Annotated in this window: 9 protein-coding genes, 1 other RNA gene and 1 pseudogene; 3 read left to right on the forward strand and 8 right to left on the reverse strand. The window is 44.5% G+C overall.

What is annotated here, in order from left to right; genetic code table 11:
• Nucleotides 1–282: 282 nt before the first annotated feature.
• The 6 genes and pseudogenes from Q0101_RS03420 to Q0101_RS03445 form a co-directional block, all read right to left on the reverse strand.
• A pseudogene (locus tag Q0101_RS03420) lies at nucleotides 283–702 on the reverse strand (methionine ABC transporter permease); the annotation flags it as partial.
• Nucleotides 703–793: 91 nt separating this feature from the next.
• Nucleotides 794–1,312, reverse strand: coding sequence for a pyridoxamine 5'-phosphate oxidase family protein (locus tag Q0101_RS03425; RefSeq protein ID WP_297942346.1), 519 nt, complete (start codon nucleotides 1,310–1,312; stop codon nucleotides 794–796).
• On the reverse strand, nucleotides 1,313–2,473 hold the full coding sequence (ftsZ, locus tag Q0101_RS03430; protein ID WP_040303139.1) for a cell division protein FtsZ: 1,161 nt from the start codon (nucleotides 2,471–2,473) through the stop codon (nucleotides 1,313–1,315).
• A gap of 22 nt (nucleotides 2,474–2,495) precedes the next feature.
• Nucleotides 2,496–3,863, reverse strand: coding sequence for a cell division protein FtsA (gene ftsA, locus Q0101_RS03435; RefSeq protein ID WP_297942348.1), 1,368 nt, complete (start codon nucleotides 3,861–3,863; stop codon nucleotides 2,496–2,498).
• The gene (locus Q0101_RS03440) at nucleotides 3,856–5,313 is read right to left on the reverse strand and encodes a peptidylprolyl isomerase (protein WP_297942350.1); all 1,458 of its coding nucleotides are present in this window, start codon (nucleotides 5,311–5,313) and stop codon (nucleotides 3,856–3,858) included. The genes ftsA and Q0101_RS03440 overlap by 8 nt, the downstream gene beginning before the upstream one ends.
• Nucleotides 5,314–5,445: 132 nt before the next feature.
• Entirely contained in the window at nucleotides 5,446–6,006 is a 561-nt protein-coding gene (locus tag Q0101_RS03445) for a class II aldolase and adducin N-terminal domain-containing protein (protein WP_297942352.1), read from the reverse strand.
• A 64-nt stretch (nucleotides 6,007–6,070) separates the two neighbouring features.
• On the opposite strand from Q0101_RS03445, the gene rsmH reads away from it, so the two are divergent.
• The 3 genes from rsmH to Q0101_RS03460 all read left to right on the forward strand — a co-directional run bounded on the left by rsmH (nucleotide 6,071) and on the right by Q0101_RS03460 (nucleotide 9,772).
• Nucleotides 6,071–7,006 (forward strand): 16S rRNA (cytosine(1402)-N(4))-methyltransferase RsmH, encoded by a 936-nt coding sequence (rsmH, locus tag Q0101_RS03450; protein ID WP_297942354.1) that lies wholly within the window; start codon nucleotides 6,071–6,073, stop codon nucleotides 7,004–7,006.
• Between the two features lie 896 nt (nucleotides 7,007–7,902).
• Nucleotides 7,903–8,712 carry a hypothetical protein gene (locus tag Q0101_RS10685; RefSeq protein ID WP_366939392.1) on the forward strand — a complete coding sequence of 270 codons (810 nt, stop codon included), beginning with the start codon at nucleotides 7,903–7,905 and terminating at the stop codon, nucleotides 8,710–8,712.
• The gene (locus Q0101_RS03460; RefSeq protein WP_297942357.1) at nucleotides 8,702–9,772 is read left to right on the forward strand and encodes a DNA recombination protein RmuC; all 1,071 of its coding nucleotides are present in this window, start codon (nucleotides 8,702–8,704) and stop codon (nucleotides 9,770–9,772) included. The genes Q0101_RS10685 and Q0101_RS03460 overlap by 11 nt, the downstream gene beginning before the upstream one ends.
• A gap of 2,053 nt (nucleotides 9,773–11,825) precedes the next feature.
• On the opposite strand, the gene Q0101_RS03465 is transcribed toward Q0101_RS03460, so the two are convergent.
• On the reverse strand, nucleotides 11,826–12,107 hold the full coding sequence (locus tag Q0101_RS03465; protein WP_297942359.1) for a hypothetical protein: 282 nt from the start codon (nucleotides 12,105–12,107) through the stop codon (nucleotides 11,826–11,828).
• Nucleotides 12,108–12,144: 37 nt separating this feature from the next.
• Nucleotides 12,145–12,461: RNase P RNA component class A (gene rnpB, locus Q0101_RS03470), an RNA gene on the reverse strand.
• Nucleotides 12,462–12,487: the final 26 nt, after the last annotated feature.

Here is a 12,487-nt window from a genome sequence, read left to right on the forward strand (position 1 = left end):
ATCCGCCCGCATAAAATTTTACCGCAAGCGCCGCAAGATAATTCATAAAATTCTATGCCGTTTTAAAATTTGCAATACAAAATTTCAGATCAAAATTTACGGCAAAATTTTACGGCAAGAGTGCAATCAAATAAGCGGCAGCGAAGCCTTGCGAGCGAATGCCGAATCTCGCTAGTAAGAGTAGAATCTCAAGCAAAGATGAAATCCCACAACAAGAGCAGAATTTCACAGCGAAAGTAAAGCAGGTAAAATTTCATCTAAAATTCCGCCGTCCATATACCCTTACTTTTTCGTAATTTTATAGAGTAAATTTCCTATGCTTTGGATTATCTGCACGAGTACGATCAGTATCACGACGGTGTATGCCATTATATCGGGACGGAAGCGCTGAAAGCCGTAGCGGATCGCCACGTCGCCGAGCTCACCGCCTCCGACCGTGCCCGCCATCGCCGTAAATCCGATGATGACGATAAGCGTCAGAGTAATCGCGCCGATGATGCTAGGCAGCGCCTCGACGAACATTACGCGAAAGATAATCTGCGTCTTGCTCGCGCCGAAGCTCTTCGCCGCCTCAATTACGCCGCTATCGACCTCCAGTAGCGCGCTTTCGATGAGCCGCGCGATAAAGGGTGCCGAGCCGATAGTAAGCGGCACGATCGCCGCAGTGGTGCCGATGCTCGCGCCCACAAGAAGCTTTGTAATTTGGCGATACGAAATTTCAGATTAAAATTTGCCTAGCATTCGAACTTGAAATTTTAAGAAATCAAGCAATTTAAATTTAGATTTCTTAAATTTAATTATATAAAATTTTAGCCTTTGCGGTTACGGATTTTATTTTAAGCTCATACACTTTCGTGCGCTTTAATGATGCTCTGGAGGCAAACTCCACGCGCGACATATAGTTTGGGGTGTATTTTTCGCATAGTATCCGCAGGGCGTAAATTTTACGCTCGTCATCTAACACTTCGTTTGCTTCGCAAACGGCGATCGCGCTGCGGTACTCCGTCGTATAAACTCTAGAGCCTAAAGCGGCAGCGTCGTTTGCGATAGATCGGTATTCTTCGTCGCTTGGGGTAGGAACGCGGTTGTAGCTAACAAAAACCGCCGTTACCGCGCGTCCATTTTGAAAGAGTTTCGCCTTTGTACCGGCAGGCGCGCCGTGGATATAAATAACGTCTGCATCGCGCACGGGCGAGATAGGCACGCTAAAAATTTCGCCGCTATCGTCTATGCAGCTAAGCGTAGCGTATTCGCTCTCGTCGATGATTTTTAACGCCTCATCTTCGCTTAGCTGCCTATCTCGTCTGCGCATTTAGTCCATCTGGTTGCGTAGAAATGCGGGCTCGTCGAGCTCGTCGTAGGTTTCGTCTCCATTAAAATCGCCGCTACTTACCTTTTGTCTAGAAAAGATAGAATTTCTACCCATACTCTCTAAAAGCGCCTTTCTGCGATCCGCTACGTTATCGCTGGCGACCTGCTTTTTTTCCTCGATGCTCCTTTCAAAACCGGTGGCGATGAGAGTAACCTCGACGCGGTTGTTTTCCATCTTAGGATCTGTGGTGGTGCCCCAGGTAACGTCGGCATCCTTATCCACGGTATCTTCGATGATATTCATCGCGGATTCGATCTCAAGCAAGGAGCAATCAGGCGACATCTTAAAATGCACCAACACGCCCATAGCGCCGTGAATGGAGGTATTATCCAAAAGCGGAGATTGGATCGCGCTTTTTAACGCTTCCTCCGCCGCGCCGTCGCCTTCGCTAACGCCGATACCCATCAGCGCTAGGCCGCGGTGCGTCATTACCTTTTTAACGTCAGCATAATCGACATTGATATCGCTATCGCCGGATTCTAAGATCACGGAGATCATACCGTTTACGGCTTGGAATAGGACATTATCTACGATCTTAAAGGCATCTTTTAGGCCGGTTTTTTTATCGATGATCTTCAATAAATTTTGATTTGGGATAACGATTATGGAATCGCACTCTTTTTTAAGCTCTTCAAGGCCTTCCTGCGCTAGTCGCATACGCTTTTTACCCTCAAAACCGAAAGGGGTAGTAACGACGCCGATAGTTAACGCTTTTTTCTCTTTCGCAGCTTTAGCTACGATAGGCGCAGCGCCCGTGCCGGTACCGCCGCCTAGACCTGAGCCCACAAAAACGATATCGGAGTAGTCCAAGCGGTCCTTAAGATCGTCGTAGTTCTCCTCCGCAGCCATCTTAGCAAGCGCCGGATCCATACCGCAGCCAAGGCCTTTGGTGGTGTTTTCGCCTAGTAAAATTCTAGTATTTGCGATCGACTTTTCTAACGCCTGCGCGTCGGTGTTAGCCACCATAAGCTCAACATCGGTTTTGGTAAATCCTTCGCGAATCATATGATTTATCATGTTGCATCCGCCGCCGCCGACGCCGATAACCTTCATCTTGGCACCGTAGATGCCCTTTCTTTCTTCCATACTATATCCTTTCACGAGTATCTCCTTAGCTTAAAATTTAAAACCAATTTTTCATAGACGACCAAATTTTATTGAAAAAATTCTGTCCGTCTTTTTTGGGAAGTTGGATATTTAGATCCTCCTTCTTAGCCGCACCGCTATCCGTTCTGACACCCTCTTTTTCTATCGCCTTGCTGACCTCTTTTTCATAATATTCGTTCACATTTCGTTTCGGAGCCTTGTTTATAACTTCGTCTTTGTAGCGGAGTTTGCCGTTAGAGTCCATCTCGTAAGGAGTGAATTCGCCGAAGCCATACATGCAAAGTCCTAGTGCGCAAGAATTTGAAATATCGTCGGCGATCTCGTGTAGGCCGCCCACGCTCTTTGCTCTTGCGACCCTAACGGAAGTGTTATCAAAAACTATCGCCGCCAAATCGCGCACGTCGTCTAGCTTCGCCATACCGCCCGTGATGACGATACCCGCGCCTATGCGGTCTTTATAGCCGCTTCTTTCGATCTTATCGGCTATCATATCGAAGGTCTCTTTAACGCGAGCGAGGATGACTTGAGAGATGATCTCAAGGCTTATTATGTGATTTTCCGATTCGCTATCGCCTAAAGCAGGCAATTCAACTTCGCTATTGCCTTGATTAATTAGATCGTTGTAGGTGATCTTTATGTTTTCCGCATATGGAAGCGGCGTGTGCAGAGCGCGCGATAGATCGTTAGTAACGTTATTAGAGCCAAACATCACAACATCGTTATAACGCAAGGAATTCCCCAGATGGATGACTATATCACATGTAGCGCCGCCCATGTCAATCAGTACGACACCTAGCTCTTTTTCGTCCTTGCTAAGCGTAGATATGGATGATGCGTAGCCTGAAAGGACGATGTTATCTACCTTTACGCCCGCCATCTCTACGGATTTTTTCAAATTTTTAATCGAGCTTTCGGGAGCGATGACGATATGCGTAGATACCTCCAGGCGGGTACCACTCATACCGAGGGGGTCTTCGATGTGTTCCTGCTCATCAACCCTAAAATCATACGGAAGCACATGCAAGATTACGCTATCGCTAGGCACGTTAGCCTGAGCTTCGGCAACCTGCATGGCACGCTTTATTTCATCTAGTCCGATCTCATTTTCCATGGTTATGACGCCGCGAGATTTAACGCTTTTGGCATATGAGCCAGAGATCGATATAATGGCTTTATCGTAGCTTCTACCAGCGCCTTTTACTGCTGCTTTCACCGCCTGTTTTATTGAGCCCGCGGCTTGCTCTATGTTTGTTATGACGCCCTTTTTGATACCTAAAGTATCGGCTCCGCCAACGCCTAAGACCGTAAAAATGCCATCATTTTTAGCGATTATCGCGCGAATTTTAGTTGAGCCTATATCTAGACCTAAAATATACTCACTCACTGTCTTTACCTTTAAAATATCTTTCGGTTTTATAGCGCTTTTCTAGCATTTTGGTTAGATCGTCTTGTAGATTGGAATTTAATAACGCGGTTATCCTATCGGCTACGATCGCTTTTTCTTTATCTATCTCTTCGCTGCTGCCTAGGCTCTGCTGTAAAATTTTATACACTACGGCTTTATTATCAAACATCACTATCCCTTCTTTGGCAGGCTTATTAAACATATCGATAAGAAATTTATAAAATTCATCATCGCTTAGCTTGGTGTTGTTTTTACTATTAAGAGATAGCGTGCCGAAATCTTCGCCTTTGAAATTTTTAAGTGCATCTTGAGCTCTTTTTTCAAGTAGCTCTTTACGTTTTTTTGTTTCAAATTCTTTAGAAGCCAAAGACTTAGCCTCTTCAAAGCTCATCTGCCTAGGCTGCTCTACACCGTTTAGTTTAGCAATCAAATATCCGCCTTTGTACTCGAAAGGCTTGATGACATCTCCTGGCTTTGCGACCTCAATCTCAGATACTGGAAAATTGCTAGCCGTAGCGACTATAGTTTCATTAGTATCGAGCTTGCCTTTTTTGATCTCCAGATAATCCTTTGTAGCGTCTTTTTTAACCTGATCCATTCGGTAATCTTTTAAGACGTTAGGTTTAGCCTCTGCAAAATCCAATAATTTATCATCTAGGCTTCTATACTCGCCTCTGTGTTCTTCATAAAATTTACTTAGTTCGGTCTCATTCACGTCGGCTTTACTAGGCGCCACAAAATATGCTCCGAGAGTATATTTTTTCTCAGTCATAAAATGTGATTTCTCGCCTTCCCAAAATTTCTTTAGCTCGTCGTCGTTAAAAGTGACGTTAGCATCGGCGTAGATTATCTCTGCAGAAACCTTATCCTGCATCAGCTGTGATGCTGCAAATGCTTCTACGATCTTAGGGCTAGGCGTTATTTTTAGTGCTTTGCCGAGCTTTTCTAAAGTTAGGACCTTTTGTAGATTGCGCTCAAATTCCTTTTTAGTAAGTCCTGAATTCCTTACGACATTATCGTAAAGTTCCTTACTAAATGCGCCATTTTCTTGGAAATTCGGCGAGTTTAGCACAAATTCCGCCACATCTTTATCACTAGCCTGAATGCCTAAATCTTTAGCAAAATTTAGAAAATATGCCTCGCCGATTAGCTGATCTACTGCGATCTGATCTAGATGCATATTTTTGGCTTGTTCTTGAGTAAATTGCCCATCGCTCATAGCACTCAGCCTGTTGTATAGTTCGGAGTATTTTGTGTTTAGTTCTTGATTGGTTATGGAAATCTGCCCTACTCTAGCGATTGAGCCTGCGCGGTTAGCATTCATATCATATGCGCCCCAGCCGACGAAGCCTGCGCCCACGAAAGCTATCGTGCTTATCCAGATCGTCGGTATAAGCGACTTCTTATGCTTTTGCATCCATTCTATCATCTAAATCCTTAAATAGCTAACTAAAGAAATTTTTTGTTAGTAATTATACAGATAAAACCTTATGTAAGGCTGAAAAATAGGCATTTTTAGCGAATTATAACGCGTTAGTAAATGATTTGGTATACATTAATCTTAGCTTAGCAAAAGCAGCTTTGAACTCATTTCTAAAATCGCTATTTTTTTCGCCATTTGCTGCGCGCTCCTTGCATGGGCAAAAACCCCATAGCCGCGAATCACCATTATATCGCTATTTTCATTTATCATATAGTTACAAATTTCATACGGCGCGCGCTCGTGCCAGTCGTCGTAGTTCTTAGGATCGTAAATTTCAATGCGCCTAAATTTGCTCACCCCAAAGTAATCTCGCGGCAAAATAAAATCATGCTCCAGCGTATATGCGACCAGATACGGCGGTGTCGCGTAGGTTACGAATTTCGCCTCTTTTATATTTTTGTAGATATTTATATGTATGTCGCTATCGATGCTAGCATCTTGCCAGCGGTAGTCTTTTTTTGAAAACAGCGTTATAAAATCATCCCTATCCAGGCTATCGAAAATCGCGTCTTTTTTGTTGATCAAGAACTGATTTTCTTTAATTTTTGCTGAAATCGAGCCGTGAAAGATCCCAAAAAGCCTATCTCTAAACATCGAAAGCGAAATTTTGCGTAAAATTTCATAATAATACTCGTCCATCTCTCGCCTTTGTAAAAAATTTCGCTATTATATAGTACTAGAAATTTCAAAAGGATAAATTCAGGTGCAAGCTCCACATATTCCCGTTCTTTTTTCGCAGACGATCGCAGCTTTTGCCGGGCTAGAAGATGGCTATGTTTTAGACTGCACGCTAGGCTATGGAGGGCACAGCGAGGGTATTTTGACCGCTAATCCGCGTCTTAAGCTTATCGCTTGCGACAGAGATGCCGAAGCGATAGAATTTTCGCGCGAGCGGCTTAGTAAATTTAAAGATCGCATAGAAATTCACAAAGCAAAATTTAGCGAAATTTTAGAAATTCTGCCCGAGCAAAAGCTCCGCGCAGTTCGCGGGATATTAGCCGACATCGGCGTTTCATCTCTTCAGCTGGATAAAAACTGCCGCGGCTTTTCCACTAAAAGCGACGCGCTGGATATGCGAATGGATGCAGGCGCAGCGCTAGATGCGGCGTATGTCGTAAACAGCTACTCGCAAGCGGATCTAGCGCGCATTTTCCGCGAATACGGTGAGCTAACAAATGCTAACGCAATCGCTGCTAAAATAGCTACTGCTCGGACTAACGCACCGCTAACAAGCGCCAAAGCTTTGGCAAATTTAATCGGAACGAAGCCCGTTAAAGGGCGCAGCATCAGCACGGCTACGCTAGCATTTCAGGCGATCCGCATCGAGGTAAACAACGAGCTCGGCGAACTAAAGCGCCTGCTCGCGCTCATTGAGCAAAAATCGCGTGATTCAATTCTAACTAATGCAACTGTCGCTATAATCTCGTTTCATTCGCTTGAAGACCGCATAGTAAAGGAGCGATTTAGAGCGTGGGAGCGCGATTGCGTCTGCCCTAGCGAGTTTATGCGCTGCGAATGCGGCGGCGGGCATTCGTTAGGCAAAATCCTAACCAAAAGCCCTATAACGGCAGATGCGCAGGAACTCGCGCAAAACTCGCGAGCAGCGAGCGCAAAGCTAAGAATTTTTCGACTGAAATAACCGCCTTTGCTTGCTATGAATTTTAAATTTTGACGAAATTTTGTAAAATTTATAGATTTGCAGGCATTAAATTTTAAAATTTTATGGAATTTTAAAATTCAGCTTTCAAAGATTCGCTTTAGAATTTATGATATTTTCAGCGTTATTTCAAACGCGCAATGTCTAAATCATTAAATTTAACGTTTAATTTTACGCTAAATTTAATGTATAATTTTATGAGATTTATTGACTGCTGCATATTTTAAAAACTAAGTGGCAGCATAGATACAAAACAGAGTGAGAGTTAAAATTTGGCGCCTAAAGCAAGCGGCGTAACGTCGAATCTCATTCTTTGCTTTAACGAAATTTTGTAAGCGAGCAGTAGTTTCATTGACCTTTTAGATGATAAAGCCTATCTTGCAAGCGATATCCTTCGCTTAGCGTTTTAAGGCGCATCGAAGACGCAGTAAAAATTTTAAGCGGTTTTTCAGATGATTTGACAAAATTTTATAAATAGTCAATCTCGGTAAAGTGAGCTCGATTTTTACCCACCAAAGCGAATTTTCCCAAGCAGGCGGTGCAAAAGGCGAGCAAAATTAACGCGATGCTTCTTTTGAAGCTTCCGCTGCTATACAATATCGTGCAAAGAGCCAGCCAAATAAACGAAATAGCCCGTTAAAGTGAAATTTTGATTTTGCTGGCCGAGATAGAATTTGGCGAGTTAAGATAAAATTCCATTTACCGAGGTAAAATTACAAAGAAGAATTTTGCTCGTAACTTTGGCTTTTAAATTTTATCTTAACGGCTATTTGCTGAGTGCACGCGAGTTGCGGGTTTCGAGCTGAATTTATCTTGACGCAGGCACCTTGGCGGCGAGTAAAGATAGGATCGTGGTTTTAAATTTATGGAGATTTTAGATGAATAAATATGAATATTTTGCCGACGACGATGACGGGCACGACTTCGCAGGAACATCCGATCTAGCGGGCATAGAGCTTGCGAAAAGACGAGCTATGGAGGATCTGACGGATGAGGAGCTAGAGGATAAGCTTGCCGCGGATCTTTCCGTAAAACGAAACTACGCGGGCGCAGCGGGCGGTTACGACGATTTTACCGGCTTGGAATTCGAAAGTTCAGGCTTTACAAATACCCAAAACTATCTAAATTCCGAAAGCGGCGGAACAAAATTTAATAAAAGCAACAAAGTAAAATTAAAAGGACGCGACGACGCAAATCTTTCAGCCAATCGCGGCAGCGATAATTCCAGCGGAGCGAGCTACGGCGATTTTGTAGGTGCCAATTTTACCGGCAAGGTGGATTATGTGGCGTTTGTGGGTGCGAACTTTACAGGTACACAAAATCAAAATTACGCAGATCTGGGCACGTATGATTATGCAAGCCTTGCCGCAGGGCGCAGCTATGGCAGTTTTGCTGGCGCACAAGACGAGCTACTACGCAACTACGATGCCGAGAAAAAAAAGGAGAAAAATCTCACGCTTTATCAGCTTTTAGTCGTTTATCTGCTGATCGGATTTGCGTTTTTGCTGACGGTGCCGGCGATTTACATCCGCAACGAAATTTATTATATCAGCCGCGACATCGCCGCGCTTCGCACTAAACACGAGGTTTTGCTTGAGGAAAATCGCGCGCTTAACAACGACATCGAATATCTACGCTACAAAAATGAAATTTTAGATCCGCAAAGTGTGCAAGAAAATGGGCGCTGATGGGATTTTACTCGCGACGTTTGCGTTTTTTGCTGCGCTAGTGCTTGCCCTGCTAATCGCGCTCGTGCTGCAAAACCGCCGCATAAGCGATGCAAACTCTGCGCTTAGCGAGTTTTTGGGCGAGAAACTTACGGCTCAAAGTGCAAGAGCAAGTGCCGAGCTTTTTAAGCTAAATCAAAGCCTAAACGACGGCTTTAACGATAAGCTCTATTATCTTAATAGATCCCTAGGCGAGGGTTTGCAGCGCCAAAATAGCGCGCTTAGCGAGAATTTAAGCTCGCTGGATCGCGGCTTTAAGGACATAGCGGAAAATTTAGCGCGAATGAGCGAGCAAAATAAGACTTCGCTTCAGGTGCGTGACGAAATCGCAAGGCTAAACTCGATTTTAGGCAACGTCAAGCTGCGCGGCAACTTCGGCGAGTACCGATTAGAGAGAATTTTATCGATGATTTACGGGCAAAACGCCGCATTTTACGAGCTGCAAAAGCACCTACCAAACGGCAGGATCGCAGACTGCGCGCTACATATCGCAAAAGAAAAAATTCTTTGTATCGACTCAAAATTCCCACTTCAAAGCTATGAAAAAATTATCGCCGCCTCCGCCTCAAACGACGCCGCAGCGCTTGCTAGCGCGGATAAGCAACTCGCCGCAGATATGAAAAAGCATGCCGCAGATATCGCGGAGAAATACATCATACCGCCTCTTAGCACGGAGTTTGCGGTGCTATTCGTGCCGAGTGAGGCGGTTTTCGTCTACGTCTGCGAGAAGCTGCCGCAGGTGCTTGAATACTGCGCGCAAATCGGCATTTTTGCGGCATCACCCACGACGCTACTGGCGCTTTTAGGCACGATCCGCACCTTCGTAAAAGACGAGGCGCTCGCGCAAAATATAAAATCGGTAAAAGATGAAATTTACGCGCTAAAATCGGACTTTGAGACGCATGCTAAGTATGCGACGGCGCTTCAAACATACGCGGATAAGCTCGCTGCACAAGCGGAGCTTTTAAACAAAAATGCAAAATCTCTAAAAGCCCGCTTTGAGCGTTTTAGCGAGCTGTAAGGTGGGCAAACCGTAGCGTACAATGCAGCTTGGAGTACTTTAGCAAGCTTATAACGCGGCGGAATTCCACGGGTGGGCGAGTGGCATTCAAATTAAATTTGCACTTCGCCTATTTTGCAGATAAAATTTCCATTTGAGGCAGATAGACAGAATTTAAAACTCAGCTTAATGGATTTGTTACGCGAGCAAGCAGAATTCCAAGGCTGTCTGACGCGCATAAAATTTGATCGGCTAAATTTCATGGACGCGCGAGCTAATTCAATCCGCTCAAGCATTAAACGCACGCCCTCATCACGATGTGGCAAGATCAATCGATACGCTTTCCGCCCAAGAAATTCAGCGCTGCTATACCGAAATAAAATTTGACGCCACATTATTGCGTACGTAATTTGCGGTTGCAGGCAAAATTCTACATTTCAGAGTCAGAATTCATGATTCATGAGCGAAATTTCATATTTTGGCGAAACTTTAAAAAGCGGCTTACAGGCACTATGAATTTCAAACAGCAGCGCTGCGAGCAGGATTAGCCGTTTGACGCTAAGAAATTTATGGGCATTGCACGGATAGAAATTCAGATTTTGACAAAATTTCAAAAGCGATCTGCAAGCGCGCAAAATTAATCTACAATCCCAAAAGCTTGTAAATTTGTATTTTACGGCGACACAAAAACCTCGCGCATTAAAGCGTAGCCAAGATAAACATCGCGCTTACTTTGGACGGTTGGTGCGAGCGTAAAGCAAAAACCGCGGTTACTTGCAAGCCCAAACCCTCGCTCCGCATAAGCAAGCTGAATAAAATTCTACGCCGAATAGTTTTTGTCGCCGTTCGTAAAATTTCAGCGCAATTTAGCTCGCGAAATTTTACCAGCCACAGCAAGTGGCATAAATTTTAAAATTTAACTCGCTAAATTTTAAAGTCGCGGCATTTTGAGCGGCTAAATTATCGGTAAAGGCGCCTTAGGTTCCGCTTCTCATAAAGCTTTGCTTTTGCATTGTAGGCTTGCACGGCTTTCTAAAATTATCGCCGGGCGGCTCATTTTGTGAATTCGGCGTTTATTCGGAGTAAAATTTTAAAAACGGACGCGAATCTCAAAACATACGTCGTATTTAAAAAAACAGAAAGATTGGACGCGCAATCTTACGCGGCGGCAAGATGAAATTTTAAGTTCAACGCGGCGCCAAAACACACAAAATTTTCTTGCAAAATCATAAAATTCTAAAATTTCTCGGCAAAAATCAAAGCTATAGCACCGCAAACCTGCCAAAAAAAGCTTTCTCGCTAAAAATTCCAAAGCTCACCTCTGAAATCCAAAATAACCGCATGTCTAAATTCTGCGCGTAAACTGGAATTACCGAGCGCCTAAAAGCCGCATGCGTAAGCGAAAAAATTACGCCGTACCTTAATACTGCGCTAATGATCTCGTTTTACCACCCTTATACGCCTCGAAAATCGCGCAGCAGATCAAAACTGAGTAATAGGATTTTTGATACCTGATTTTATGATCGATCCAAGTGCCTAGGCGCCGATCAAATCTATGCGACGGAATTTTAAGGCTACAAGGCTTTAGTGGACGCATAAACGGGCACAGCAACCAACTCCATTTGACGGAATTTTTGGTGCGACTTTACGCCGATCCGATTAATAAATCGTTCGTCGTCCGACTCGCGGCTAAATTTTGGGGTATTGCTTTGACACTTTAAGCCGCTAATTCAAATTCGCACGGTGGAATTTTTTGAGCGCGGCTTCGCGATTTCAAGGCTTAGCGCCGATCCAATTAATAAATCGCGCGCCCTTTAGCTAATGCGGAGTATGTGGTGTCGTCATACGATTTACTGCAACCTTGACGCGCCAAACTAAATACGGGCATGAATAGGCATCGTGCCCATGCTCCACGCCGCGACTTTGCATAGCTAGATCCAAACGTGCGTAATAAATTTTAGATGCTTTTTTTGCCTCGCGCAAAATTTTCAATAGTTTTTAGTGATTTTATAAAATTTTTAAGCGTTTTGCGCCGCTGCGTTACAGCCGTATAACCGCACCAAATCCGCACCACTTATTTATCGGTCGCGCAATTTTTATTGTAGTAGGCAATGGTGCGCTCGTACTCGTCGTAATTCTGTATATAATCGTTCGCAACGCTTGGGTTTGCGTATCGATCCTCGACCGCCAAAAGCTTCGCCTCTAGCTCTTTATAGCGCTCATAAACCTCTGCACAAGCGCGATTGTGAGCGTCGCCTTGCAAGATTATAGATTTATCAGCGCCCGCACTCCTCGCGCAGCCTCCGAGCCCTAAAACGACGGCATAAAGCGCGCTGCATAAAATTAAGCTTTTCAAAATTTTTTCCTTGTTTCAAGTAAATAAATTCGGTGTAAAAATAGGTGTGGTTATAAGCCGAGTTCCGTTACAGCGGTCATTTATCTAGACCGATTTTTGCAAATCGGTTCGAGCGAACGGTTCGAATATAAGACGAAACCACCCGTTCTTGCTGCAGGTTGGGTTTGCATTGCCGCCCGTGTCTCCACGCGCGCGGTGGGCTCTTACCCCGCCCTTTCACCCTTACCGCTTGCGCGGCGGTTTGCTTTCTGTTGTACTTTCCCTAGGGTTGCCCCCGGCGTCCGTTAGACGCAACCTTGTCTTATCGCAGCTCGGACTTTCCTCTCCTTGCGGAGCGACCGCACGCCACACCCGAGCGCAATTATAGCTTTTTTGGCTTA

The organism is uncultured Campylobacter sp., assembly GCF_937921625.1.
Lineage (GTDB): Bacteria > Campylobacterota > Campylobacteria > Campylobacterales > Campylobacteraceae > Campylobacter_B.

Coding starts and splice junctions, on each gene's coding strand:
- Q0101_RS03425 (WP_297942346.1), bottom strand. CDS start 1,312: ATGCGCAGACGAGATAGGCAGCTAAGCGAAGATGAGGCGTTAAAAATC.
- Q0101_RS10685 (WP_366939392.1), top strand. CDS start 7,903: ATGAATAAATATGAATATTTTGCCGACGACGATGACGGGCACGACTTC.
- Q0101_RS03445 (WP_297942352.1), bottom strand. CDS start 6,006: ATGGACGAGTATTATTATGAAATTTTACGCAAAATTTCGCTTTCGATG.
- Q0101_RS03460 (WP_297942357.1), top strand. CDS start 8,702: ATGGGCGCTGATGGGATTTTACTCGCGACGTTTGCGTTTTTTGCTGCG.
- Q0101_RS03440 (WP_297942350.1), bottom strand. CDS start 5,313: ATGATAGAATGGATGCAAAAGCATAAGAAGTCGCTTATACCGACGATC.